Raw genomic sequence first — 25,579 nt, 5'->3', positions numbered from 1 at the left:
TCTGGGTGGGATGAGCTTCGTTGGTCCTCCCGTTGGTCGGTGGGAAGTCCGCTACCCTGGCGGCCAGTTCATGTGCCTGCCGCCGAGAAGATGAAGATGCAGATGATTCACGGTCTGGCCGCCATCATCGCCCGTATTGACGACGATTCGGTAGCCTTTGCTGAGCTTCTCTGCGCGCGCGATCTCGGCCGCCGCAGACATCAGGGAACCTAACAACGCAGAGTGTTCCGCCTCCGCCTTCGCGGTGGAGGCGACGTGCTGCTTGGGGATGATGAGCAGATGCGTCGGGGCCTGCGGATTGATGTCGGGGAAGCCGATGCAGAACTCGTCCTCGTAGACGCGGTTTGCCGGGATGTCTCCTGCGACGATCTTGCAGAAAAGACAGTCGGAAGATGCGAGATTACTCGGCGGGATCTTCATTATGGTTGAAAGTACTTTGGATGCTGCCCTGCTGTCCAGGGGTCGTAGGCTAGTGCGAAGGCGGCTCGGCTTGCAGTCGATGGGTGCCCGTCAGACCAAAAATCGACCAAAGGATGCGGGGTTGGGTCGTCGAGCGAGTTCTCTCCAAGCTTCTGAAACCCTTGCTGGGTGGTGGTTTGCGGATCGGAGACGATGCCGTGGATGGCCTCCTGCCCGTACACATCGGCGGCGTGCTCGATCGAGCGGCTGAAGCTGTTTTCGATCGGCTCGGCAAAAAAGTTCAACACGTTGAGTACGAGTACCAGCACCGCCACGCAGGCCCAGTCGTTCTGCGAACGAATCTTCCATCGCGAACCGTATCTCGCCAGCAGCCACCATGTCATTCGCTGCCCTGCGAAGAATCCGACGAGCAGCAGAACGGCACTGAACAAGACGCCCTGCACGATGTGATGGAGCGCATAGTGGCCTAACTCGTGGCCGAAGACGCCGGCGAGCTCATCGGGCGTGGCCGCGGCGATGGTCGTATCCCAGAGTACCAGGCGCTTCGAGGGGCCAAAGCCGGTGACGTAGGCGTTCATGCTCGTGACTTTGCTGCTGGCTCGCATGAAGAACATTCTGTCGGGAGGCAGGGTGACGCCACTGCGCGCGACTACTCTCTCCAACTGCGCCACCAGTGCCGGATTGCGTTGCTGCAATGGCTCGAACTTGTTGAAGAGCGGATCGACGAGGATCGGGGAGAGAAAGACGCCGAACAATACCGCGACCATCGTCGGGATCCAGAACCAGAACCACCAGCGCTTCGGCGACCACTGGATGACCCAGAACAGCACCATCACCAGGATGCCAGCCACGATCCATTCGAGCAGAAAGCTTTTGCCTAGATCGGCGAACCAGCTTCCCCAACGCTGTACCGAGAGCCCGTATGCGAGCGACACATGGTGTCCGTAGAGCCGTAGAGGCGCGTTCAGCAGCGCGGTAAGCAGCAGGAAGAGAAAGACGAAGACGAAGCATTGACCCCAGCGGCTCCTTGTCACCCTCTCGGCGACGTCGCGGAGGCGCGATGGCACACCCAGCGCCAGCAGCAGAATAAGCTGCAGGATTCCCCATCCTTCGCCTAGAAGATGCAGCGCGGTGCGGTCGCGGAACAACTCCTTCGCCAGCTTGACCTTGTCCGGTGGCAGCGTGTAGGCCGTGTGATTCTGTGCGGCCTCCCGCAGAGCTCGCGCCTCAGTGGGGGTCGTTCCGAGGGCCTTCGCTGACGGAATCGTGATTGCGAAAAAGCTGATCAGCAGAAGCAAAGCTGCACGTACATTCATCAATCAAAGGCTCCATCCTGATGAAGCCAGTGTGCATGATTCGTCTACGCGACGCAAAAAGATCAACCGGCGGCGGCGGAACCTATCGTTCCGATCCAGCCCCTGCGGACTCGGCGCCGATCTCCAACCCGAAGCGCGATAGTTCGCGCTTCTGCAGGTTGTAGTCGATGAAAAAGCCTATCCCGATAGCCAGTGGAATGATGCCGGCGGCCGACCCTGCCAGGACATCCCGCTCGTGCACAATGACGCTGAGCGTGATAAAGAACAGGATCAATCCCAACCCAACCGAAACCAGGATAATTCCTGCACGGCGTGCGTTGCCGAGGCTGCGCAGAGGGTCTCTGACGCGCTTCTCCTCGTCGCCGGAGCCCAAAAGCTTCTCGATCTCGGCGATGGGGACACCACGCGCAATCATCGCCATACGCTGCTCTGCCTTGTTGCGGCGTTGCTGGGCCTCGAACCAGATGCCCGAGACGATGGCGATGGCACCGACGGCGCAACCGGCTACCGGCACAATAAACGGACTTGATAGAAAATCCATAGACTACCTCCTCTTTCTGCCCGCGTTAGACCGGGAGGCACTCCGAAAGTTTCACTCGCCGGAATGAAACTTTCGGAGCACTCTATTGTCTAACCTCGCTTGGACGTCGATCTCACCTTCGAGCAGCTGGTACGCGACCATCAGGCGATGGTCTTTCGCACGCTGCTGCGTCTGACGGGTAGCCGCGAGCACCTCGATGATCTTGCCCAGGATGTCTTTCTGCGCCTCTATCGAGCGTTGCCCAGCTTTCGCGGCGAAGCGCTGATTACTACTTATCTTTACCGGATCGCGGTGAATGTTGCGCAGGACGAGTGGAAGCGCCGCCGCCGCGATGACCGCTCCCACGTCTCGCTCTCGGACGAGACTTCGGCGTGGGAAGAGCGTTTGGCGCACCCCGACAGGAACGCGGAACAGCAGATCGAGGAACGCGAATTCCAGCAGGTGGTCGAGGAGCAGTTGCAGCGGCTCAGCCATATTGAGCGAACGATCCTGATTCTTTATCATCAGGAAGAGCGAAGCTACGAGCAGATCTCTTACGCGCTGGGAATGCCGATCGGCACGGTGCGGACCCATCTTCACCGCGGACGCAAGAAGCTTCGTGAAGCGATTCAGCAGAATCAAACCAGTGAGAGGAGAACGGCATGTCAGACGAATTGATGAACTCGCAGCTGGTAAGGGCCTACGACGAACTGGACCGACGCGTTCTCCATGCTCTGGAGACTGCGCCCAGGGTGGAAGTTCCCGCCGATTTTGCCGCTCGCGTCGCTGGCAGACTTCCTGCCCAACGCCCTGTTTCGCTCACTGCCACTCACTACGGCCGGAACGCGGTGTTTCTTGGCATGATTCTTACGCTGGTCATCCTCATCGCTGTGACGCTGTACAACGGCAGGCACGCTAGCTTTGGACTGGCGGAGTCTGTTCTTCTCGCGCAGTTCCTCGCGCTGACGGTGTGGCTTAGCGTGCGGCGCCACGGCGTCGAATAGGCTGTCGACAAAACCCTCCCGGCTGCGTCCAATCCTCAGTCGTCTGCGGAGAAGATGCACGGCGTGGCATGAGTTGCAAGGCGTTACACGCTGGAGCGGCACTTCCGATACACTCGGCAGCAGGCGTATTTTGCAGGCGAAACGAGTTTCCTTTTCCATGAAGAGACAAAGAGCGGTGGTGGCCGGTGTTGGGTTTGCCGGTCTGGTAGCGGTGACGATTTCGTCTGTTGGTACCAGTGCAGTGGCGGCAACCCGCAGTGAACCCGCGCCGGCGGCGGTGCTGATCGATACCATGGAGTCCGAGCTGCATCGGGCGATGAGTTCGCTGGGGAACAGCGCGACGGACGCGACCCAACAGCCGAAGCCCTACTTCCTCAGCTACGCCGTCTCGGACAGCGACAGCATGAGCCTTACCGCGCAGTTCGGGGCGATCACCGGCTCTCGCGAAAACCATCGTCGCACCGCCGATGTGCAGGTTCGTCTTGGAACTGCTGCTGAAGACAACACTCACGGCGACCACAGGAATAGCGCACTTACCACCATCCCCTTGCCGCTTGCCAACGATAGCGACGCCATCGCTCGCACTCTCTGGTTCGCCACTAACCGCGGCTATGGCAAGGCGCTGGACGGCTACCTGAAGGTGAAGACGGAGCAGCAGGTCCGCGCAAAAGAAGAAGATGCCTCCGCCGATTTTTCGAGCGAGACGCCGGCTTCAGCGATCCTTCCTCCCTCGCCGTCGCTGGTCGTCGACACTGCTGCGTGGCAGACCCGCCTGCGTGAACTCTCCGGATTGTTCAAACAATATCCAGATGTCTTCTATAACAACATTGCACTTGAGGCGACCACCGAGACCGACTACTTTGTCTCGTCCGAAGGCGCGAAGGTGGCGACACCGAACCATGTTGCGCGTCTTGTTATCGTTGCCCGTACCCGCGCTGCGGACGGCATGGATCTCTTCCGCGCCGAGACCTTCGAGGCCGACGAGGTTTCGCATCTGCCGGATCAGAAGACGCTGATCGACAAGACACTGGCCATGGCAAAGAATCTCGAAGCGTTGCGCGCCGCACCGGTTACCGAGCCGTTCAATGGTCCTGCGATCCTCAGTGGCCGCGCGTCTGCTGTCTTCTTTCACGAGGTGCTTGGACATCGCCTTGAAGGCCAGCGCCAGCGTGGCGATGACGAGGGGCAGACCTTTACCAAGCTGCTTGGCAAACAGATTCTTCCGCCGTTTCTCAGCGTCTCCGACGATCCCACGCTTACTGACTTTCACGGTGTGTCACTCAGCGGCCACTACAGCTACGACGACGAGGGCCAGCAGGCGCGTCGTGTGGACCTGATCAAAGACGGCGTCCTCGACACCTTCCTGATGTCGCGTCTTCCGATCGCCAGCTTCTCCACCTCGAATGGACATGGACGTGCCGAGACCGGACACATGCCGACGGGCCGCCAGGGAAACCTCATCGTCACCTCCTCGAAGACCGTCAGCGACGCGGAACTGCGCGAGATGTTGAAGGCTGAGGCGAAGAAGCAGGGCAAAGCCTACGGGCTCTACTTTGAGGACATCTCTTCGGGCTTTGCTGTCACAACGCGCCGGTCGCCGCAGGCCTTTCAGGTGATTCCGCTGGTTGTCTACCGTGTGTATGTCGATGGCCGCCCGGATGAACTCGTCCGCGGAGTCAGCATTGTGGGTACACCGCAGGCGGCACTGAACCGCATCCTCGCCACCAACGACAAGCAGGATATCTTCAACGGAATCTGCGGTGCCGAATCGGGGAGCATTCCCGTCAGCGCCGTGGCTCCGGCAATGCTCGTCAGCGAGATTGAGACTCAGCGTCAAGCTCAGGGAACGGCGCGGCCGCCTATTCTTCCGCCCCCTGGAGCAACTACGGCTACCGACGAAAAGGGTGGCCAGTAATGAAATTACTTAATCAGTTACAAATTGGCGGCTTTTCCGCGATTCTCTTTTTGGCACCTCTTTTTAGTTCAATTGCGGTTACAAATTCTGCAGGTGCAGAGACTCCTTCCCCGGTGAACGATCCCCTGCTCCACGCGATGCAGGTAGAACTTGAGCGCGAGAAGGCTCTGCTGCTTCCCGGGATGCAGCACCCCTACTTCGTGGAGTATCGGCTGGACGATCTGGCCTCGTACGAGGCAGTCGCCAACTACGGTGCGCTCACCCGCGAGGAGGAGAACCATCAGCGCATCGTCCGAGTGACCGTGCGCATTGGAGACTATGCCGTGGACAGCAGCACCAGCCGCGGCGACGGCACGCTCGAGCTTGCGCCTACGGACGACAACCCCGAAGCGCTGCGGTACGCGCTCTGGACGGCGACCGACACCGCCTACAAGAATGCGCTTCGGGCTTATTCGGCCAAGCAGGCTGCGCTGAAGCAGTTTCAATCCCTGCAGGCCCAACCCGACTTCGCGCAGGCCAAGCCGGTTGTCCAGGTCTCGCCCGTCGTGACGCTTGAGCTTGATCGCGACGAGTGGAAGCGCCGCATCATCGAAGCCAGCGGCCTCTTCGTCTCGGACCCCCAGGTTCGTCCCTTCGCCGAGCACGTGCAGTATTCGACCGCGAACATTCGTGGCATCGCGCTCAACCGCTACCTCGTCAACACGGAAGGAACGGTGGTGCGCCAGGGCTACACGGGTTACGACGGAGCGATCAGCGTCGGTGGCCAGGCTGCGGACGGGATGCGCCTGAGCCGCGATAACGGCACCATTGCCGTAAACCCAAAGGAGCTCGAGAGCGCTGCGGCTTTTCACAGACGCACGATTGAGGACCTGAAGAGTCTCGAGGAGCTTCGCAACGCGCCGGTGGTTTCAGCGGACGACTACCACGGGCCTGTGCTCTTCAGCGGTGACGCTTCGGCTGACGTCATCGATCGGCTGCTTGTGCCCAACATCGAAGCCGATCGGCCCGAGATGGGAACGACTGCACGCACCACCGGCGCTTACTCCTCGAGCTTCAAGGCACGCGTGCTTCCGGAGATGCTCAGCGTCACCGACGATCCGCTGCAGCCGAAGTTCGACGGCAAGGCGCTTCTTGGGGCTTACAGCATCGATGACGAGGGCGTTCCCGCGCAGTCGGTCGATATCATCGTCAACGGCAAACTCGAAAACTTTCTTATCGGACGGGAGCCCATCAAAGACTTTGACACCTCGAACGGTCATGGACGCGCCGCTCCCGCGCAGGCTGCTCACTCCCGCGCCGGAGTCATTCTGGTCAAGGCGAGCCAGCCTTTGTCGCGAGGTGAGCTGAATAAGCGCCTCCTCTCGATGGCGAAGGAGCAGGGTCGCGACGTCTACTCGGTCGAAACCCTCGGCGGCGAACTTCTGCCGCGCCTGCTCTATCTCGTGCATCCTGACGGGACGCGCCAGCTCGTGCGTGGTGCGATCTTCGACGAGCTCGACAATCGCAGCCTGCGCTCCGATATCGTCGCGGCCGGCAACGACCCTTACGTTTCGAACTCGCTCGGCACCGTACCGCAGACCACCATCGCGCCGAGCCTGCTCTTTGATGATATTGGCGTGAAGCGCGCGACCCTGGAGCAGCAAAAGCTTCCGTACTACGAGCCGCCTGCGCTGCCTGGCAAGTAGAGTTCGCGGACGTCTCCTCGCATGCGCATCAACTGGCTAGTCGGTTCGAATCAGATAGGGTGCGGCGGCAGGATCCTTGGGGTGAATGCTGTCGGCGACCTCAGTGGCGTTGCTCTTGTTGGGGAACTTCGGGCTGATCCTGACCCAATGCCCTGTCGGCCCTGGGAACTCGATCACCTTGGCGGTGGCGTAGCGCCGCATCATCTCTTCTTTCAGCTTCACGGCGTCAGACTCTCGCGCGAACGCTCCGACCTGCACGCACCAACGACCGCCGGGATCGGCGTTGGCGCGAACCGGTGCGGCGAATGCCTCAACCTTGACTCTGGCGACACCGGCGCGATAGACCCCGGTTGCCTTGGCTGCCGCGAGCGAGAGATCGATGATGCGGCCATGCACGAAGGGCCCGCGATCTGTGATCTTCACGACGACCGATTCGTTGTTGGTCAGGTTCGTCACACGCACCATCGTCCCCATGGGCAGGGTGAGGTGCGCGGCGGTCATCGCGTTCTGGTCGTAGACGGTGCCGTCAGCGCCTTTTCGCCCGGCGTAGGGAGGCCCGTACCAACTGGCCATTCCGACTTCGCTTGAGACGGGCTTCCCAAGATTGCCCGGGACCGGAGCAGGCGGGGGTGACGCCTCGGCAGCAGTCCCATCTGCGGTTGGGTTTCGCGGAGAGCGAGAGTTTTTGCCGTGGCTTGAGGCCGTCGTCCCGGCCGGTGGAGGCGGTGGCCGGTACGCCCGCGTTGTCTCTTTATGGCAGCCGCTGATCGTCAGCGCGCACGCCGACAGCACTGCGACAGTGCCAAGCCGGAATCTCATCACGGCTTCGGCACGTCCTTTGGTGGTGGCGGGGGAGGAGCAGACGATCGGCGCGCCTGATCGTCCATTCGCGACGCGAGCTTGTGCAACTCTGCCGCAGCGGTTCGCAGGGCTTCGGAGCTGTTGCGGCGCACGCCCGGCACCACCTCGTCATTGATGTACTTCACGACGTTCTTCAGATCTGTCTCGAGATGCGTCGCCGCATCCCGCAACGGCTGCTCCCACGATCGTTTCGGCTCTTCGGTTGCCATGTGCGGACCTCTACCTCTTGATTAGATGACGCGGAAAACGCAAGCGTCAACGTTCATCGCATCTGCGTGCCGGGATGGTAACGCCGGTAACGACGGGCATGGCTCGACCGGCCGGGCCAAATACAACTTGCTCTTACGTTCCTGCGTCCGTTATACATAGGCAAACGCTCACATCATGTCGTTCACGTCATGGACCAGCCACTGCTCTTTAGCCGGAGGGCGCAATCTGCTCACCTTAAGAAGCCTGACTGATCTTACTTTCATGGGATGGTCGGATGAACGCACTGATTGGGGTCGCGTAAGCATGCGTTGGTTGCTGATGATAACGTTGCTGCTGGTTGGCGCGAAAGCCCACCCGCAGACACCGGCCCCGACTCCCCCAAAGACACTCGCCACCCCCTCCGAATCGACCTCAAACGATCTTCCCGACGCTCCAGGCGCAGTCGATCCTGCTCAGAGCAATGTCGTCGCCATAGCCCAGACCTCCTTCCAGCAGACCGGCGATGGCGTCAAACCCTGCAACGCCTTTCGCGCCATGAAGATCATCCACTACAACCCCAATCGCCTCGGTGAGATCCCCAGCCCCTGCAGCAGTCTCGTCTATCCCTATCAAAAGTTTCTGGGAACGGACATCATCATCCCAATGACCTGGCAGGAGAAAGGCTACCTCGCCCTTCACGAGCTCGCCGACCCCGCCAACTTCGTCACCATCGTTGGGACATCCGCTATCTCCGTGGCCGCTGATCCCGACTCTGCTTACGGCCCTGGCCTCAAGGGATTCGGCAAATCCGTCGGCGTCAGCTACCTGCAGGACGTGACGGGCCAGTTCTTCGGAGCCTTTGCGATCCCTGTTCTGTTCCATCAGGATCCGCGCTACTTCCGTATGCCGAAGGCCCCCCTGTCAAAGCGAATCCTGTACTCGGTCTCCCGCACCGTCATCTCACGCCACGATGACGGCCGCTCCATGCCCAACTACTCCGTCCTGTTCAGCTATCCGATTGAGGCGGTCCTGGCCAATCAGTATGTGCCCGGCGTCCACAACGACGCCTCCTCTACCGTGACTCGCATCCTCACCGGATACGCCCTCGATCCCGCCAACAATCTGCTCAACGAGTTCCTCCCCGATGTGGCCAGCCGCGTCCACGTCCGCATCATCTTCGTGCAGCGAATCCTGAACAACGTCGCCAACGGAAGCAGCGGCGTCAACCTGCAGTGATTTATTTATCGCAAAACTCCGTCCCATCCACCGCCTCACGTCGCCATTCAATGCAGATTATTGCCGTTCGATACCACATGCTTCGATATGGCCCTCTGGCTGGGTACTGTTAAGAGGTGAGTCAAATCAGATCGCCGCTGCATCTGACAGGAAAAGCAACAGATAGCTCGAATCAAGATGCACACCTCTTGCGACATGAAGCTTCAGATCAGCAGCCTGAAAAACGAATCGAAGTAGATAAAATCAAGTAACAAATCCAGAAGATATCAAGACATCAGACGGACACTCAGGAGACAAAGTAAATGCCGAAGGCCAAAATTGCCGAAAAAGCTCTCACCTATGGAGCCAAAGCAGGTTGGGCAGTATTCAACAAGCTGAACTCGTTCAGCCCCAACGCCAGCTTCACCCCAAAGTGGAGCGACAAGCCGCTTCTCAAGAGCTATCAGAAAGAGAAGCCGCCCCTCGGCTGGCCCCGCACCACTGACTCCCTCTGTCCGAAGTGCATCCCGGAGATTCGTCAGCAGATCGTCGACGGCAAGCTCCCCCACGAGATCCTGCTCAACGAGAAGGTCGGTGAGATCAAGGCGCAGATCATCGAGCGCAACGGCGAGATCCTGATGGTCAAGGATTGCCCGATCCACGGCCACTTTGAAGACCTGATGTCGATCGACACCGCCTTCTTCAAGCACCTCGAAGAGGTCTTCCCCGGCCGCGACATCCGCGCCCACAACGACGAGAAGCTGCACAACCACGGTACATCCACTGTGACGCACGGACGCGGTTCGGTTCTCACCATCGACCTCACCAACCGCTGCAACATGATGTGCGATCCCTGCTTCATGGACGCGAATCAGGTCGGCTTCGTCCACGAACTCACCTGGGACGAGATCAAGACCATGCTCGACAACGCGGTCACCATCAAGCCCAAGCGTCAGATGTCGGTTCAGTTCTCCGGCGGCGAGCCCACGCTCTCCCCATACTTCCTCGACGCCGTCTCCTACGCCCGCAAGGTCGGTTACACCTCCGTTCAGGCCGCGACCAACGGCATCGAGTTCGCGAAGTCGAAGGAGTTTGCCAAGGCCGCTGCTGAAGCCGGTCTCCGCTACGCTTACCTCCAGTTCGATGGCATCGGCAACGCAGCCAACTCGCACCGCAAGGTCGGCAACGCATTCGATGTGAAGCTCCAGGCCATCCACAATCTGCACGAGGCTGGCGTCGACATCGTCCCCGTCACCACCATCGTCAACGGCATCAACAACGAGCAGGTAGGCCGCATCATCGAGTTCGCGCTCGACAACCCGAAGAAGATCAACTTCCTCTCCTTCCAGCCGGTCAGCTTCACCGGCCGCGACGAAGACATCTCGGACGAGCGCCGTCAGGCTCAGCGCTACACCCTGTCGCACCTCGCCCACGATGTGAAGAACCAGACCGGCCTCGGCGAACCGACCCGCGACTGGTTCCCCATCTCCTTCATGTCCACCTTCTCCGACTGGGCCGACCTCGTCCACGGACCCGATCGCGACTGGGGCCAGCTCTCCTGCGGCTGCCACCCGAACTGCGGTATCTCGATGGCCCTGATGATCGACAAGGAGACAAAGGAAGCAGTTCCCGTCACCGCGTTCATCAATGCGGATCGCCTCGCCAAGGACGTCGCCCGCATCAACGACGCCGCCCGCGGCAAGTGGCTCTCGATCATCGGCGTCACGCTCGCGCTGCTTCGCAACTACAAGCCCGAGGCTGCACCGACCCACTTCAAGATCAAGGACCTGCTGCAGAAGTTCGATAAGAGCTTCGGCGCGACCGGCCGTAGCTACGGCAAGGTCACTGCAGACCGCACCATGGCCGACATCGAGAAACGCCGCGGCGATCGTTGGAACTTCCTCTTCATCGCCGGCATGTGGTTCCAGGATCTCTTCAACTACGACTTCCGCCGCACCGAGCAGTGCATCATCCCCTACGCCACACAAGAGGGTGAGATCAGCTTCTGCGCGTACAACACCGGAGTGGGCTGGCGCAACATCATCGAGAAGATGCACATGACCTCCACCCTCACCAAGTGGTACGAGGAGCATGGCCGTCACGAGATCTTCGCCGGCGGCAAGAAAGTTGGTCTCGAAGCGGAGATGAAGTACGACCTGGTCCTCAACGACGAGCACGTCAACGCCGCCGCCAACGACACCTTCGACAAGTCCGGCATCGCGAAGAACTCTCGCGAAGAAAAGATCCGCGCACGCGATGCGAAGATCAAGCAGGACGCCGAAAACGCCCGCATGGCCAAGCTCTACCGCAAGGAAGTGCTCCAGGAGCCCGACGCTCCTGCCGGCTTCATCTCTGTCGGAGAGATCAAGGCCGCCCCAGTAGCCAAGGCCGAGGTCGTCCAAAACATCGAAGAGACCGTCTCCGGCGACTAATCAAGAGAATCAAAACCGATGCAAAAGAAGGCCGCCAGCAATGGCGGCCTTTTACTTGTTGCACTCAGTCGCCATGTTCAGAGCTTGGACTGCGAGGAGGTCGCCTCCTTCAGCTCCGGACTCAGCGAGATTACCCATATGTTGGAGTTGCTGTTGTCCCAGGTTTGGAGACGCTGGTAGTCCTCATTGGCCTGCTCACGTGTACGAGGGTAGTGGACTGCCAGCGTGCGATCGCTGCTGAAGTAAACCGTTCGATGATCCGCGCCAAAGCGCGGATCATTGTCTTCACTTGAGCCATTCGCGTCGTCGCCGGCGTATCGGATCGGCACGATTGAACCCCAAACACCGCCTTGGTTGTAGACGATAAACAGATGCTCATGCGACGTATCACCGGGTCTGAGACGTTTACTGGTGAACACCAGGAACGACTGATCGGGAGCTATCTCAGGATCGACGTCCTTCACGCTGCCATCACTGAAGGAAAGAGGCTCCGCATTGCGATAGGCCCCGTTCTGATACTGCGAGCGAAACAGACTCAGCTCCTTTCCCTTCACCGCAGCCGTGAAATAAATGCTTCCATCCGCCGCGACACTCGGTCGAAAGATCCACTGGAAAGAGTTCACTGACTCAGGAAGCTGCACAGGCGCGCTCCAACCTGATCCAACGCGATTGACCCTCCAGATGTGGGACGCAATGGGGGAGCTGCCCTGTTTGGCTTGAGGAGAATCCGCAGTGAGCGGGCGCACCGAAACAAAGACAAGATACGAACCATCCGGCGAGAGAGCAGGTGAGGAATCGGACCATTCGCCGGAGAACGATGCAACCTTAGGCTCGGACCACCCACCCTTGAGCCGATGCGATTCGAGAATAATGGACCAGTGCGCGCTACTTCGAGTGAAAAAGAGCGTACTTCCATCCGGAGAGAACGTCGGCGAACCATCGTTGGCAGGGCCGGAGATGATGCCCGGAGCAAATACCTCGGGTGCGGGGAGCGCAGTGTCCTTCGCTGATGTCTGCTCAACGATAGCGTTGGCGCATGGTTGCAGGCAAATGGCAAAGAAACAGAAAAGACCCGCGACAAGTACGCGTGGTCGTACTTTGGACATAGAGATCTCCTCGAACATAATTAGGGAGCCCGGCTAAACTGAATAACTAATTGACTAGTCGTCGTAGACGAACGATATGGAGCGAAGTTAGCAGTTGTTCGATGCAACTTCATCGCTTCTGTCGGGTACTCTTTGCCCAGATCTGCATTACAGCTCTGGCCCTCGACTTCATCGCGAGAGTTCCTTCGCGTAAAAACCTCTCGGCCATCTCCTCCGCCTCATCGCGCAACGAAGCCTCTTGCATCGCAAGCAGCCCCAGTCCCTCCACTGCGGAGCACCTCACCACGTTGCTCTCATCCTGAGCCAGCAGCGACATGGTACGTGCCGCCCTTAACCGCTGCATGTGAGTATGCGCGATCCTCGGCACCACCAGCCCCAGATGCCACCGCATCCGCGACTCCTCCGCAGGCAGCGTCTCCAGCAGACCCGCGAGTTCGTCGGCATAGTGCTCCAGCAGTCTGCCGTCCTTCTCTGTGATCCGCCGCGCAACATCGGCTGAACGCTTGCGTACCTCTACGTCCTCGCCGAAGAGCTCCCGCACCAAAGAACGAACCGCTGACCTGTCGGCAAGGATCTCCCCGGCGAGGTCGCGCGCCATTGCCAGACCCCATCGCTTCACCCTGAGCCGTTGCCCCAGAGACTCCATGCGGCGAAGTATAGTCGACGTTCTCACCCGGCAACTCGCGAGCACATCGACCAGCCAAACAGTCTTGACACCGCTGCTACAATTAATTCAGGAAGCACGGGAGGCCCGGCACAATGCCGGGCCTTCCTGCTTGGCCTTCTGTTCGGAACAGGGACTACCTGTAAGTCCAAAGTTAAAATATTTGCTTTGAAGACTTTGCACACTTTTCGTACGGGTGGGGGAGGGTGAAAATCCAGCTACAGGCAAACTACATCCCTGTCGCTCTGGCGGTACGATACCGGCGTCCTGGCTTGCGAGGAGTTGCGCCAAAGGCCCACTCGCGCACCGGACCGACATCGACGTGGACGAACTGCGATACGGGATAGTAGCCGACTCCACCGGCGTGGAGCGAGAGCGCCGTATTCCTCAGCTGTGCGGTCGAAACTCCCGGTACACGAAGGTCGATCGCATGACCTTCCATGTGCTGGCTGTGCTCGGCGACGCCGGTCTTTACCGACGAGTGCCGCAACGCCTCATTCGTCTCCGGTGTTCTGTATCCGCAGACAACCTGGATGACGCCACTAACCCGTCCGAGCCGCGACATCATCGCATGCAATACATCGAACTCTTTTGGTTCATAGCGGACTACATCCTGTGTGTAGTGATCGCGCAGGAAGTAGTTCAGCTTCTCGAGCGCCTCAGGAACATAGGTGTCGCCGATCCGGTAGATAACATCGAGGCTCTCGCCGGTGTGCAGATTTGTCATCCGCAGTTGATATGGCTTGCCGTCGTCCGACAGCTCGCTCGAGGCCACCCCCGAAGAGATCTCATCGGGCATCACACCCGGCACCACCTCTTCGCCTGTGATCGCAACCGGATGCGTTTTAGTCCGGGCGGAGGTATGGAGAGTGCTGCGCAGACCGGCGTGTACCCGGGTACGCACGGTCCTGGCCCACGACGAACCGCTCATCCCAAAGATCAACATCGTGGTGGCCGCAACCGCTGCAAAGCCCTTCGTGCGCAGTCTCCGCATCCAAACTCTCCCGTGTTCAAGTGTTCGAATGCCGGCCCCCAAATGCGGTCCGCGATTCGTCATTTCGTTCTTCCAGTTTATCGGACTCATCTCCGAATAGCTGAGGTTGCTTCTGTAACTTTAGTGTCATATTTGAACGGCTTCCAAACTTCCTAACCCGTTGTCCTCGAAGCCGTAACCATACCTCTATCAATAATTAGCTTCTGCCAGCTCCGACCACGCGGTCATACACGAGTTTCGCCGAGGCTATGTCCTCGATGGCAATTCCGACCGATTTGAACACCACGGGTCGATCACCACTCTCCAACTCCCCGCCTTGCAGCAGCTCTCCAATCTCAGCACTCACCTGCGCCTTCGCCAGCAAAATATCCCCGGGCTCTCGCAGGGCGGCTTCTCGGGACTCGACCACAACGGCTCCCTGCATCGCCTCTTCGTCGAGCTCCCTGCGGTTTGGTGTTACGGCACCGACCGCGCAGACCATCGCGTCTTTCTTGAGCCATCGGCCAAACAGCACCGGCTCGGGCGAACTAGTCAGCGTCAGCACGACGTCGGCGCCGGATACTGCCTCCTCCGCCGTCGTACCCCGTGCCCCAACCTCCTCGGCAAACCTCCTTGCGTTGCCCTCGGTCCGGCTCCAAACGCGAATCTCTTCAAACTTTCGGACTCGCGACAGCGCCCGCAGATGGGACCGGGCCTGAACTCCGCTTCCAAGAATACCCAGCACCTTCGCCTCGGGCCTTGCGAGCAGGTCGACGGCCACGGCCGATACCGCCGCCGTCCTCATCTCGGTGATCAGCCGCCCGTCCATCATGGCCAGCGGCTCGCCCGTGTCGGCACGAAACAGTTGAATCACCGCCTGATGCGTATGCTTCCCTCTATCGGCGTTACCTGGGTAAAATGTGACCATCTTCGCACCCATCACGTCTCCGTAGACGGCCGGCATCACGGCAAACCATCCGGCGTGTGCGGCCCCGGAGTATGTGGCCACCGACATTACCGTTCGCAGCGGCTGCACCACGCGACCGGCAGAGAAATCCTTCAGCGCCTGCCGCATCGCTGGAATCAGCTCGTCATAGGAGAGCAATGCCTTTACTTGGTCTTCATCGATAGATAACACTCGGCCGCTCCTCAGATCGTCCTCCATTATCGAACGAGCCGGATCCCGCGTGCTTGTGGCACCCTAGTAGATATGCAGCTCGACCCCATTCCGCTTCGCGTCCTCGGCTCTCTGATTGAAAAAGAGATCACCACGCCTGAGAGCTACCGCTCTCGCTCAACGCCCTGGTCAATGCGTGTAACCAGCGCTCCAGCCGCGAGCCCGTGCTGGAGCTGACGGAGGAGGAGGTTCGGCAGGCGCTCCATACCCTCGAAGATCTTGCCCTCACCACTCCGGTCCGCGAGGCCCGCGTCCCCAAGTACGAGCATCGTATCCGGACGGTCCTCAACCTCCGTCGCGACGAGACCGCCGTCCTTTGCCTGCTGATGCTGCGCGGTCCTCAGACGCCTGGCGAGCTTCGCAGCCGCGCCGACCGCCTCTTCACCTTTGATGATCTTGTGGCCGTTCAGTCCACCCTCGAACGCCTTGCCACTCGCTCGGCGACGGACGAATCGACGCCGGAAAAGAGCGTTCCGCTGGTGACGGTCCTTCCTCGGCAACCTGGCTCCCGCGAGGCCCGCTACGCTCATCTGCTTGGCGCGCCGCCGGACCTTACGGCTTACCCAGCCGAGCGCGTGGAGCGAGCAGAACCAGGCACCTCCACCGCTCAACGGGTTACTCACCTGGAGGCTGAGATCGCGAACCTGTACGCAGCCATTCAAACTCTAACGTTGCGTATGGACCGTCTCGAAGCCAGCCTTGAGGAGCAAGCAGAAGCATCTGGGTCTGGCGACGATTCCTCTGTAATATGAAGTTCGCCCCTGCCTGCGCCGCTATGCCTGACTCCATCGCCAAAGCGCCTGTCACTCTCAATCGCCGGGCTCAGTTCCGGCGTGAGAGCGATGCTGAGAACGACAGTCTCGCGCGGCTGGTGGCACGGCTGCCGGAGGCGATCCTCTGCTTTGACCGCAACTGGGTGATCACCTACGCTAACGCCGAAGCGGTTCGAGTCAGCCACATCCAGCCGTCGGATATCAACTCCAAGACCCACTGGCAGCTCTTTCCCGAGACCGTCGGCACCGCTCTCGAGCGCACCTATCGCACCGTGATGCAGACGCGCATCGCCCAGCATGTCGAGCACTACTACGCTCCCGTCGACGTCTGGGTTGACGTGCACATCCTCCCCACCGACGAGGGCGTCGCTCTTTATTACCGCGACCTCACCGACCGCAAACGCGCCGAGACTCTTCGCGACTCGGCGGTTCGTCAGCTGGAGCAGATCTTCGATGCATCGCCAGACTCCATCGTCTGCATCAATCGCAACTGGATTTGCACCTTCGCCAATCGCGCCGCGCTCGACATACTCAAAACCGACACACTCATCGGTGAAAATCTTTGGGAGCGCTTTCCGTCAAACCAGAAGGAGCCCTTCCGCTCTCACTACCGCACCACGATGGACCGGCGCATCGCCACTGAGTTCGAGGCCTACTACCCCGAGCCGCTCGACATCTGGTTCCGAGTCTCCGCGCGTCCCTTCGAAGACGGCATCATCATCTTCTCGAGCGATATCACCGACCGCAAGGGTGCAGAACTGCTTCGCAATGCGGCCGCCCGCCAGCTCCGTCAGGTTCTCGAAACTACCACCGACGCTGTCGTAAGTCTGAACCATCATTGGAACTTCACTTTTCTCAATCGCCAGGCCAGGCAGCTTCTCAGTCCCGTGGGCGAGCTCCTGGGTAAGAATCTGTGGGAGAAATTTCCCACTGCGGCCCACCCAAAGAGCGACACCCGTTATCACTTCCATCGAGCCATGGATAACGGCATTCCCGGCGAGTTCGAGGCCTTTTATCCGGAACCATTCAACATCTGGTTCTCGATTCAATGCCGACCTTACAGCGACGGCATGGTCCTCTTCTTTCGCGACGTTACGGCTCGTCATCAATCCGATCAAATCCTCAAGCGGCAGCAGGATCTTCTCGCCTCCGTCCAGCAGACCGCTCGAGCCGCGACCTGGGACATAGACTACGCTACGGGCATCGCCACCTATGGGGCCGGCTCTTATCCCGTCTTTGGCCATCCTCTTGCCGACATCCCCGACGCGCGCGCCTTCAAGAAATTCCTTCTCCCCAGATACCTTCCTGCGATTGCTGCAGCAGTGCAGGCTGCCGTCGAGACTGGCCAGATGATCGTTGTGGAATGCCAGATACAGGCCGCAGATGGCCGGGTTCTCTGGATCGAAAATCGTGGCCAGATCATCTTTGTCGACGGCAAGCCAGTCAGCCTTCGCGGACTTACCATCGACATCACCGACCGCAAGAAGAGCGAAGAAGCCCTGGTCACGAGCGAGGCCCGTTACCGCGTACTGGCTGATCTGAATCCGCAAGCCATATGGATGGGTGCGCCAGACGGCAGCATTACCTACGCCAACCAGGGATTCCTCGACTACGTCGGACTCACGATCGAGACACTCGGCGGGGATCATTGGCTCAACGCCTTCCACTCCGAAGACCGGGAGCGTGTCACGCAAGCCTGGGCTCACTCCGTCGCTACTGGAGCCGAGTATGATCTCGAAGCCCGCCTGATCCGCGCTAAAGACGGCTCTTCTCGCTGGTGGTGGCTTCGTGCTCAGGCTGTTCGCGACGACTCAGGCGAGATTCTTCACTGGCTTGGTGTCGCCATCGACATCGACGACCGCAAGACGTCCGCTGAAACGCTCCAGCGACGACAGGAAGAGACCGAACGTCAGCGTTCCGAACTGGAGTCCATCTACCAGACCGCTCCCGTCGGGCTCGCTCTGTTCGACGCGGCCACTCTTCGCTATCTGCGGATCAATGATCGCCAGGTAGAGATCATTGGTCTGCCGCGAGAGAAGATCCTCGGCCAGGTGATCACCGACGTTGTCTCCCTTCCGGGGCTTAAGGAGCTGCTCGAGACAGCGGCCTCCGGCAGGCCGGTCCGCGGTCAGCTGTTGCATGGCGAACTCCCCGGACGTCCCGACGAACAACGTTCGTTCAATGTCAGCTACTCTCCGGTCTTCGCAGCAGACGGTTCGGTCGAGGCTATCGCCGCTGTCGTGCTCGAGGTTACCCTTCAGAAGAAGGCCGAGGCTGCTCTCATTCAGAGCGAAAAACTGGCCGCAGTGGGTCGCCTGGCCAGCTCCATCTCCCACGAGATCAACAATCCGCTCGAGGCCATTACCAATCTGCTCTACCTCATCAACCTCTCCGCCGATCTGCCCGAAAACACACGCGAGTATCTCCACACCGCGCAGGGCGAACTCTCCCGCGTCTGTCAGATCGCCACGCAAACGCTCCGCTTTCATCGTCAGGCCGTGCGCGCCACACAGGTCAACGCTGCGGATCTCGTCGATGCCGTCCTCAATCTCTATCAGGGTCGGCTCGCCAACTCGCACATCAAGGTGGAGGCCACCTACAAGACAAGCACTACGATACTCTGTTTCGAAAATGACATTCGACAGGTCCTCAACAACCTGATCGCAAATGCCATCGACGCCATGCGCGTCAGCGGTGGCCGTCTTATTGTCCGCGCCCATGACGCCACCGACTGTTCTCCGAACTCCGCGCAGTCGCGGCACGGCATTCGCATCACGATCGCCGACACCGGCCACGGCATGGCGCAGGCGGTAAAGGCTCGTCTCTTCGAGCCCTTCTACACCACCAAGGATCTCAACGGTACAGGCCTCGGCCTCTGGATCTCCGCCGGCATCGTCACTCGGCATCAGGGCCGACTCACTTATCGCAGCAGTGAGCATCCGATCCACCACGGCACCATCTTCTCTCTGTTTCTTCCCTGGGCAGAGGTTGATTCGCCCAGTTCTGCTTAGGCGGTCGCAGCCAATCCGCCGATTTGCTCTAGTGACTATCGCCCTTCTGACCGCTTGAGGTATCCACATCTTCCCGCTATAAATCTCTCTCATTGGGCAATTGTTCAAAGATCGAAGTATTATGGCTCGGTAGCTCTTTTCTGCGCACACCCGCGCGAACTACCGCATCACGACCGGAGAACATCCTCATGCAGAAGTCCGCAACCCGCAGCATCCTGACCGCCAGCCTTCTCGCCGTCGGATTCAATACGCCGGCCTTTTGCCAGACGAGTCCCCAAGCCAACACTACCCTTCTCGTAGACATTGACCATCGCCCCTCCACTTCTCTGAATGGCGACTGGCGCACCATCGTTGACCAGTATTCGACCGGCATCTACACCCTGCATCAGGAGCTTCGCAAAGACGGCTTTTTCATGAATGCCCCCTTCGACCCGAGCGGCCATCCACAGGACTACAACTTCGCCAACGCGGCCACTCTTCGCGTCCCGGGCGACTGGAATACACAGCGTCCAGAGCTCCTCTACTACGAGGGGCCGATCTGGTACGAGAAGGATTTTCAGCACACTGCCGTGTCGAATAAGCACACCTTCCTCCACATCGGCGCGGCTAACTATCGCACGTTCGTCTGGGTCAATACCAAGAAGATCTGCGAGCACGAGGGTGGATTCACCCCCTTTGACTGCGACATCACCGCTGCTCTCCACGACGGCAGCAACTTCGTCGTCCTGTCGGTCGATAGCACTCGCATCGCAGAGGGGGTCCCTACGCTCCAGACGGATTGGTGGAACTATGGCGGCCTTACGCGGGACGTATCCCTTGTAGAGGTTCCCGATCAGTTCATAGACGACTACGACCTCCACCTCAGCCGCACAGACCGATCTGTTATCGAAGGCTACGTCCACGTGGAGGGTGCACCGGCCGGTACTCCAGTCACCGTCACGATCCCCGAGTTACATGCCAAGATTGAGTCAACGGTCGACGCGAACTCGCGGGCAGCGATCAGCATTCCCACAAAATCGCTTAGCCTGTGGTCACCCGAAGATCCCAAGCTCTATAAGGTCGAAATTTCCTCGGGCCCTGACAAGATCGAAGACACCATTGGCTTCCGCACCATCGAAACCCGTGGCACGCAGATCCTCCTCAATGGCAAACCGGTCTTCCTTCGTGGCATCTCCATCCACGCGGAGGCGCCTTACCGCACGGGCCGCGCTTACACCCAAAAGGATGTCGACACGCTCCTCGGCTGGGCGAAAGAACTTGGCTGCAACTACGTTCGCCTCGCACACTATCCGCATGATGAACGCATGACCCGCACCGCGGACCGTCTTGGCCTTATGGTGTGGTCCGAGATTCCGGACTATTGGGCGCTCCAATTCGACAATCAAGCGGTGCTTGCGAAGTCCAGGCAACAGCTCTCTGAGATGATCCGCCGCGATCGCGACAAGGCGTCGATCGTGCTCTGGTCGGTCGCGAATGAGACGCCAAACACCGAAGCCCGCACGAAATACCTCACGGCTATGGTCGATCTCGCGCATCAGCTTGATCCCACGCGTCTGGTCACTGCGGCTCTTCTGGTTCGAACGGAGAAGACTGCAAGCGGTTCGAATAAGATCGTCGACGACCCGCTTGGCAAGGCGCTGGATGTTATTGGTACGAATGAGTATATCGGCTGGTATGAGCAGCACGCGGAGGGGGCGGATACGACGACGTGGGACATTCGCTACGACAAGCCGCTGATCATGTCCGAGTGGGGTGGTGACGCAAAAGCCGGCAACCATGCGGCTTCCGGCGATACTCACCCGGCATTGTGGACTGAGGAGTATCAGGCTGAGATCTATCGGCACCAGATTGCGATGCTCAACAAAATCCCTCAGCTTCGCGGCACAAGTCCCTGGATTTTGATGGACTTCCGGTCTGCTCGCCGGGTCAACCCTGGACTTCAGGACAACTTCAATCGCAAGGGGTTGATCTCGGATCAGGGCGTCAGGAAGCAGGCCTTCTTCATCCTGCAGAAGGCGTACAAAGACAAGACGCTTGGAAGGGCAGAGTAGCCGAAGTTCAACTTGCAAAAAAAATGCGGAGCCATGGTTGGGCCTGGGTTTCGCATTTTTGCTGGTGTTTTAAGGGGTGTTTTAGAAAAGCATGCTGCGTAGAGGTGGTTTTTTGCTGGTGTGAACGTGGTGAGATGCGTGGTGAACGTGGTGAGAAAACAGTCGTTCGCACGGTGCGGAAAAATACGCCACGGATTTCAACTTTATTTTTGATCGGCTGTGCGCGGATGGTCCCTGCCGGGAAGTTGAGATGCACTTTTGTCCTGACACCGGCCATCAGGCGGTCCGCTGAGGAGGATTTGAAGCTGCTGTTTCACTGGGTTTCGTCAGGGAGAACCCACGGTTGGTGGGTTGAATGACAAGGAAAAAGGGTGGAGACCGAGGTCTCCACCCTTTTCGTTTGGACTGCTTTCAGGGGTTAGAAGTTCAGCTTGAGTTGGAACTCTGCGGTGCGAGGACCTCCGATGTCGGAGGTACCCGAACCACGCTGAATACGGTTCTGATCATGACCAGCGAAGGTAGCCGGACCATTTACCAACCCGAGGATGTTGTTCGGGTCGCCTCCTTCGGTGTTCACGTTTGCCAACGTGCCATTGCTGTAGTCTTTGAAGTTTGAGAAGTTGCCAACGTTATAGAACGCGATTGCAGGTACCAGAGACATTCCCTCCCGGAAACGACCCAGCCGGATCGGATACGAGACGTTCACATCGAGGCTGCGGTAAAAGGGGTTCTCCGGACCCTGGGCCTGCGCCTGGGGCGCAATAGACTGTTGTACGGCCTGCAGCGCCAACAACTGCCCCGGAGTGAAGAGACCGGCTGAAACTAGTGCGGAGCCTGCCGGAGTCGGTTGACCGGCGTGAGTAGCGTTGTACTGATTGATCAGTTTGTTAAGGTTATTCCCTTTGTATTGGTGCATGAAGTAGCCGGGGTTGGTCCCCGGGACCAGATCGCCGGTGGTTCCATCGCCGGTCACATCCGTAAGGAAGATACCGGCTGTCGCAGTGCCATTGATCCCGCCAGTATCCAGGTTCAGGTCCGATGCTGCGGCTGAATAGAAGTGGCCAATGATACCCAGCTGAGGGCCATACTTAAAGGTTCCCGATCCACCGAAGGATATCTGATGAGTATGATCCAGTCCATTCCGGCCCTGGTAAGCTGTTGGATTGTCATAGTCGTAGGAGAGAGAAGAGAAGAACTGATCGCCAATGCCGGTATTGCCCAAGTTGTTCCCTGGATTTGCTGTCGAGACGATCCGTGAGAACGAGTAGGAGACCTGCAGGTTGGAGCTCATGATGCCAGGAAGCGGGTGCGCCTTCTGCTCACGGAAGACAACCTGAAGGGCATCGTAACCGGACCGACCAGCTGGAAGCAGGAAGAGCCCTTGACCGAGCACAGGATTTGCGCCCGGAAATGCCGCTCCCGTTGCCACCGTCTTGCCGGCATAAGAGGCTGGATTGTTCCCGAGGAAATTGGATCCTGAATCCAGACCGTTCCCGGCGAAGTCTATGATGGAAGCTCCGGCCGCGATAGCGCAGCTGATGGCCGCACTACTGGATCCTCCCGCACAGCCGAACCCACTTGTAGTTGTAGCGATTGCGTTCTGAGCGGCTGTTTTGTTGAGGAAGCGCGCCGCGCCAACGTGGTTTACATCGATATTTTGTGCGATTTTGAGGGTCGAGTTATGCACATAATCGACCGAGACAATACCGCCTTTGAAGATCTCACGCTGAATACCGCCGTTCCACTGCTCTGAATAGGGCGTACGGTAGGGCGCTGCATAAGCCCCAGTAGCCGTCAGAGTGTTCCCTATGTAACCTCCATTGGTTGCCGGACCAACTGCCTTGGTTGAAGCCTGGAACTCGCTTTGTAGATTGACAAAGTGCGGAGCCGCCTGACCCAACGGCAAGTTGCAGATGTCGGCGATGTTGACTCCGCCATCCTGCGTGACAACCGTCCCGTCTGGCAGGGTAAGCGTGTTGGTGCCGCCGCACAGGAAGCCTTCGTTGAAGAAGAGGCCCTTCTTGATCAGATTTGCGCGGGCATTGGTCGTGTTGTTGAAGACATCGCTCTCATAGAAGATGCCAAAGGCCGCCCGCACCACCGTTTTGTGATCACCAGGGCTGTAGGCAAAGCCGAGTTGAGGGCCGAAGTTCGCATAGGGCTGATGGATCTTCTTACCGAACCCGGGTTGAAACTGATCGAGTAGAGGTGCGTTACCCGTGCATGGAGCAGGGAGCGATGGGTCTACATCTGAGCAGAGCGGGGTGGGCAAGTCTTGATTTGCGCGGTCTGTATCGATGCTCCAGCGGAGACCCGCGGTCAGCGTGAAGTTGGGTGTGAGCTTCCAGTTATCGGACGCATAAGCACCCTGACGCCAGTCAAAGGTACCGCCTCCCGGCAGGTTGAAGCCAGGATTCTCGGTAAAGAACCCCTCTCCGTTTCCTAGCCGAAGAGTAGCAGTTGAGTATCCTTTCAGAGGATCAGATTTGCAAGGTCCCTGAGTAGGGTCGTTGTTGCAGTTTGCGAGCAAGGTGGATAAGGACAGGCTTGCCCGAGGAGCTAGACCGAAGAAGTTTGCAAACCCACCGCCCAAAATGCGATTGACACTATAGCCATAACGCAGGAGATGCTTTCCCTTGGTCCAGCTCCCGTCGTATCGGAGCTGTTTGTCTGACTGATAGGTGTTTTGTGGGGCGTCGACGTTCGGACCAGAATAAAGGCCAGCCGCAGCCAGACGGAAGTTTAACCCGGGATAACCGGTATAAACCGCTGAATTTCCTATAGTACCGTCCACCAGCAGGTTGTGGAATTTCTCATAGCTGCCACGAAAAGAGTGGGTAAAGTGTCCAGTGGCGAAGTCCGCACCACCCGCGATGCCAGGGGTATTGTCGCGGTTGTTATAAATCTCATAACCAGCGCCGAAGTTGGAACTGGAGAGATTGACATCGTAGTTGGCGCGAACGAAGAAATGTACTCCCTTCGGTCCGTTGTAGTCGAGACGAGCGGTTGAATAGGTCTCGCGATAGGGAGAAGGGATAGATGGGAATGCAGCTTCAATCGCTGCGAAGGTCGGAGACAACTGGACGGCGACCGGCGACTCCTGCTTGATTCGCTCAGCATTGCCAAAGAAGAAGAGTTTATCCCTGATGATCGGGCCGCCGATGCTTCCGCCAAACTGATTCCGCTGGAAAGGGGTATCAAGACCCCCTACCGTTCTCGCAAAGAGTGCACTGTGATCTTGGAATTGATAGAAGGCCTGACCATGGAACCGGTTGGTTCCGGAGTTGGTCGAGACTAGAACTTGACCGGTCGAGGTCACGTCGCCGGAGACGTCTTGGGTAGAGCGGTTGAGCTGAAAGTCTCCGATCGCACCCTGCGAGACGTTGAAGATTGTCGTGCCGACTGTTTCGTCTGTGATGTCCTGCCCATCAAGCAGGATGCGGGTGGTTCGGCCGGAGACTCCGCTGGTCGAGATAGCCGAATAGCCGGCTTTCGTTGGATCGAAGGATTCTCCGCTCTGAAGGATGACGCCCGGCTCAATCTGCGCAAGATCGAGAAAGTTGCGGCCATTTACCGGAAGCGAATCGATTTGATCTTTGGTGATAACGTCGCTGACGCCAGCCTGCTCAGTATTGACCTGAAGCGCACCCGCACTGACCTCGACCGTTTCAGCAGAAGAGCCCAGCGGTAGTTTGAAGTTGCCGCTGGTGGCGGTCCCGGTGCGGATAACGGTCTTGATAGAAAGATTGCTGAAGCCCGCCGCGGCCACATTGACCGTGTAGTTACCCGGGTTGAGTGGGCCGACGCTGTAAAAACCGGCTGAATCGGTCGTTATTTTTTTGACAGAACCGGTGTCTGGATCGGTGATAGTCACGGTTGCGCCGGGAACGACGGCGCCTGAGGGGTCCGTGATCGTTCCTTGAATCGATCCGCCGTTTACCGAGGTGGCTTGGCCGTAGCTCAGCATCGCAGTGGCGAACAGCAACATAAACAGCGTAAAAAGCTTTTTCATCTTTCAGCACTCCTGGGTTCGGGACGGAACAGCCCTAGCGTCGGGGATTGATTCAGTCTGCCGCTTCCAATGTGCATGCATCTTTAGGGCCATTGCGGGATAAATTCTTTTCTGCCGAAATTTTCTCTATAACCAAGGGGTTTCCCCGGCCCTCAATAGGAAGAATCACTCTTATGTCTACCTAATTTATGGAATAAGAGATTTTTGCCTCCCGAAAACTGTATTGACATAAATCACTCTCCACGGGCAGATCAG

At 58.7% G+C, this 25,579-nt stretch carries 19 protein-coding genes; 9 read left to right on the top strand and 10 right to left on the bottom strand.

All coding sequences use genetic code 11. The features are described 5' to 3' along the window. Positions 1-51: 51 nt before the first annotated feature. The 3 genes from HDF09_RS16735 to HDF09_RS16725 form a co-directional block, all read right to left on the bottom strand. On the bottom strand, positions 52-420 hold the full coding sequence (locus HDF09_RS16735; RefSeq protein WP_183768398.1) for a histidine triad nucleotide-binding protein: 369 nt from the start codon (positions 418-420) through the stop codon (positions 52-54). After that, positions 420-1,736, bottom strand: a complete 1,317-nt coding sequence (locus HDF09_RS16730; RefSeq protein ID WP_183768396.1) for a M48 family metallopeptidase — start codon at positions 1,734-1,736, stop codon at positions 420-422. The genes HDF09_RS16735 and HDF09_RS16730 overlap by 1 nt, the downstream gene beginning before the upstream one ends. 82 nt (positions 1,737-1,818) lie before the next feature. Next, positions 1,819-2,277 (bottom strand): DUF6249 domain-containing protein, encoded by a 459-nt coding sequence (locus HDF09_RS16725; RefSeq protein WP_183768394.1) that lies wholly within the window; start codon positions 2,275-2,277, stop codon positions 1,819-1,821. A 99-nt stretch (positions 2,278-2,376) separates the two neighbouring features. On the opposite strand from HDF09_RS16725, the gene HDF09_RS16720 reads away from it, so the two are divergent. The 4 genes from HDF09_RS16720 to HDF09_RS16705 all read left to right on the top strand — a co-directional run bounded on the left by HDF09_RS16720 (position 2,377) and on the right by HDF09_RS16705 (position 6,860). Continuing rightward, complete coding sequence (locus tag HDF09_RS16720) at positions 2,377-2,934, top strand: RNA polymerase sigma factor (RefSeq protein WP_183768392.1); 558 nt, start codon at positions 2,377-2,379, stop codon at positions 2,932-2,934. Beyond that, positions 2,919-3,260 carry a hypothetical protein gene (locus tag HDF09_RS16715; protein WP_183768390.1) on the top strand — a complete coding sequence of 114 codons (342 nt, stop codon included), beginning with the start codon at positions 2,919-2,921 and terminating at the stop codon, positions 3,258-3,260. Before HDF09_RS16720 ends, HDF09_RS16715 begins: the two co-directional genes overlap by 16 nt. Positions 3,261-3,417: 157 nt before the next feature. Next, on the top strand, positions 3,418-5,175 hold the full coding sequence (locus HDF09_RS16710) for a metallopeptidase TldD-related protein (RefSeq protein WP_183768388.1): 1,758 nt from the start codon (positions 3,418-3,420) through the stop codon (positions 5,173-5,175). 113 nt (positions 5,176-5,288) lie between these two features. Next, positions 5,289-6,860 (top strand): metallopeptidase TldD-related protein, encoded by a 1,572-nt coding sequence (locus HDF09_RS16705; protein ID WP_311719779.1) that lies wholly within the window; start codon positions 5,289-5,291, stop codon positions 6,858-6,860. A gap of 36 nt (positions 6,861-6,896) precedes the next feature. Here HDF09_RS16705 and HDF09_RS16700 read toward each other — a convergent pair whose 3' ends face one another. Further along, positions 6,897-7,679, bottom strand: a complete 783-nt coding sequence (locus HDF09_RS16700) for a septal ring lytic transglycosylase RlpA family protein (RefSeq protein ID WP_183768384.1) — start codon at positions 7,677-7,679, stop codon at positions 6,897-6,899. Then, the gene (locus tag HDF09_RS16695; protein WP_183768382.1) at positions 7,679-7,930 is read right to left on the bottom strand and encodes a hypothetical protein; all 252 of its coding nucleotides are present in this window, start codon (positions 7,928-7,930) and stop codon (positions 7,679-7,681) included. The genes HDF09_RS16700 and HDF09_RS16695 overlap by 1 nt, the downstream gene beginning before the upstream one ends. Before the next feature lie 313 nt (positions 7,931-8,243). Here HDF09_RS16695 and HDF09_RS16690 point away from each other — a divergent pair, with 313 nt between their 5' ends. Together HDF09_RS16690 and HDF09_RS16685 are read left to right on the top strand one after the other, a co-directional pair. After that, positions 8,244-9,146: a hypothetical protein gene (locus tag HDF09_RS16690; RefSeq protein ID WP_183768380.1), complete on the top strand. Its 903-nt coding sequence runs from the start codon at positions 8,244-8,246 to the stop codon at positions 9,144-9,146. 302 nt (positions 9,147-9,448) lie between these two features. After that, complete coding sequence (locus tag HDF09_RS16685; protein ID WP_183768378.1) at positions 9,449-11,557, top strand: radical SAM protein; 2,109 nt, start codon at positions 9,449-9,451, stop codon at positions 11,555-11,557. A gap of 77 nt (positions 11,558-11,634) precedes the next feature. Here the strand turns inward: HDF09_RS16685 and HDF09_RS16680 are convergent, their stop codons facing one another. The 4 genes from HDF09_RS16680 to HDF09_RS16665 form a co-directional block, all read right to left on the bottom strand. Then, positions 11,635-12,663: a TolB family protein gene (locus HDF09_RS16680; protein WP_183768376.1), complete on the bottom strand. Its 1,029-nt coding sequence runs from the start codon at positions 12,661-12,663 to the stop codon at positions 11,635-11,637. Between the two features lie 109 nt (positions 12,664-12,772). After that, positions 12,773-13,336, bottom strand: coding sequence for a hypothetical protein (locus HDF09_RS16675; RefSeq protein ID WP_183768374.1), 564 nt, complete (start codon positions 13,334-13,336; stop codon positions 12,773-12,775). 220 nt (positions 13,337-13,556) lie between these two features. Continuing rightward, on the bottom strand, positions 13,557-14,321 hold the full coding sequence (locus HDF09_RS16670) for a YcbK family protein (RefSeq protein WP_260181400.1): 765 nt from the start codon (positions 14,319-14,321) through the stop codon (positions 13,557-13,559). A 196-nt stretch (positions 14,322-14,517) separates the two neighbouring features. Beyond that, positions 14,518-15,438, bottom strand: a complete 921-nt coding sequence (locus tag HDF09_RS16665) for an ornithine cyclodeaminase family protein (RefSeq protein ID WP_221270185.1) — start codon at positions 15,436-15,438, stop codon at positions 14,518-14,520. Between the two features lie 203 nt (positions 15,439-15,641). Between HDF09_RS16665 and HDF09_RS16660 the strand changes: the two genes are divergently transcribed. The 3 genes from HDF09_RS16660 (at position 15,642) to HDF09_RS16650 (ending at position 21,312) form a co-directional block, all read left to right on the top strand. Then, a complete protein-coding gene (locus tag HDF09_RS16660) occupies positions 15,642-16,229 on the top strand; it encodes a DUF480 domain-containing protein (protein WP_311719773.1) in 588 nt (195 codons plus the stop codon). Next, on the top strand, positions 16,226-19,261 hold the full coding sequence (locus tag HDF09_RS16655; protein ID WP_183768370.1) for a PAS domain-containing sensor histidine kinase: 3,036 nt from the start codon (positions 16,226-16,228) through the stop codon (positions 19,259-19,261). The genes HDF09_RS16660 and HDF09_RS16655 overlap by 4 nt, the downstream gene beginning before the upstream one ends. Before the next feature lie 188 nt (positions 19,262-19,449). Next, positions 19,450-21,312, top strand: a complete 1,863-nt coding sequence (locus HDF09_RS16650; RefSeq protein ID WP_183768368.1) for a glycoside hydrolase family 2 protein — start codon at positions 19,450-19,452, stop codon at positions 21,310-21,312. A 418-nt stretch (positions 21,313-21,730) separates the two neighbouring features. On the opposite strand, the gene HDF09_RS16645 is transcribed toward HDF09_RS16650, so the two are convergent. Next, positions 21,731-25,324 carry a TonB-dependent receptor gene (locus HDF09_RS16645; protein WP_183768366.1) on the bottom strand — a complete coding sequence of 1,198 codons (3,594 nt, stop codon included), beginning with the start codon at positions 25,322-25,324 and terminating at the stop codon, positions 21,731-21,733. Positions 25,325-25,579 lie beyond the last annotated feature (255 nt).

This window comes from Edaphobacter lichenicola (assembly GCF_014201315.1).
Taxonomy (GTDB): domain Bacteria; phylum Acidobacteriota; class Terriglobia; order Terriglobales; family Acidobacteriaceae; genus Edaphobacter; species Edaphobacter lichenicola_B.
This window is presented reverse-complemented; position numbering and strand designations above follow the sequence as displayed.

Excerpts from the sequence above, each read along its gene's own strand:
- HDF09_RS16735 (WP_183768398.1), bottom strand. The coding sequence starts at position 420 with ATGAAGATCCCGCCGAGTAATCTCGCATCTTCCGACTGTCTTTTCTGC.
- HDF09_RS16730 (WP_183768396.1), bottom strand. The coding sequence starts at position 1,736 with ATGAATGTACGTGCAGCTTTGCTTCTGCTGATCAGCTTTTTCGCAATC.
- HDF09_RS16725 (WP_183768394.1), bottom strand. The coding sequence starts at position 2,277 with ATGGATTTTCTATCAAGTCCGTTTATTGTGCCGGTAGCCGGTTGCGCC.
- HDF09_RS16715 (WP_183768390.1), top strand. The coding sequence starts at position 2,919 with ATGTCAGACGAATTGATGAACTCGCAGCTGGTAAGGGCCTACGACGAA.
- HDF09_RS16710 (WP_183768388.1), top strand. The coding sequence starts at position 3,418 with ATGAAGAGACAAAGAGCGGTGGTGGCCGGTGTTGGGTTTGCCGGTCTG.
- HDF09_RS16700 (WP_183768384.1), bottom strand. The coding sequence starts at position 7,679 with ATGAGATTCCGGCTTGGCACTGTCGCAGTGCTGTCGGCGTGCGCGCTG.
- HDF09_RS16695 (WP_183768382.1), bottom strand. The coding sequence starts at position 7,930 with ATGGCAACCGAAGAGCCGAAACGATCGTGGGAGCAGCCGTTGCGGGAT.
- HDF09_RS16685 (WP_183768378.1), top strand. The coding sequence starts at position 9,449 with ATGCCGAAGGCCAAAATTGCCGAAAAAGCTCTCACCTATGGAGCCAAA.
- HDF09_RS16680 (WP_183768376.1), bottom strand. The coding sequence starts at position 12,663 with ATGTCCAAAGTACGACCACGCGTACTTGTCGCGGGTCTTTTCTGTTTC.
- HDF09_RS16670 (WP_260181400.1), bottom strand. The coding sequence starts at position 14,321 with ATGCGGAGACTGCGCACGAAGGGCTTTGCAGCGGTTGCGGCCACCACG.
- HDF09_RS16655 (WP_183768370.1), top strand. The coding sequence starts at position 16,226 with ATGAAGTTCGCCCCTGCCTGCGCCGCTATGCCTGACTCCATCGCCAAA.
- HDF09_RS16650 (WP_183768368.1), top strand. The coding sequence starts at position 19,450 with ATGCAGAAGTCCGCAACCCGCAGCATCCTGACCGCCAGCCTTCTCGCC.
- HDF09_RS16645 (WP_183768366.1), bottom strand. The coding sequence starts at position 25,324 with ATGAAAAAGCTTTTTACGCTGTTTATGTTGCTGTTCGCCACTGCGATG.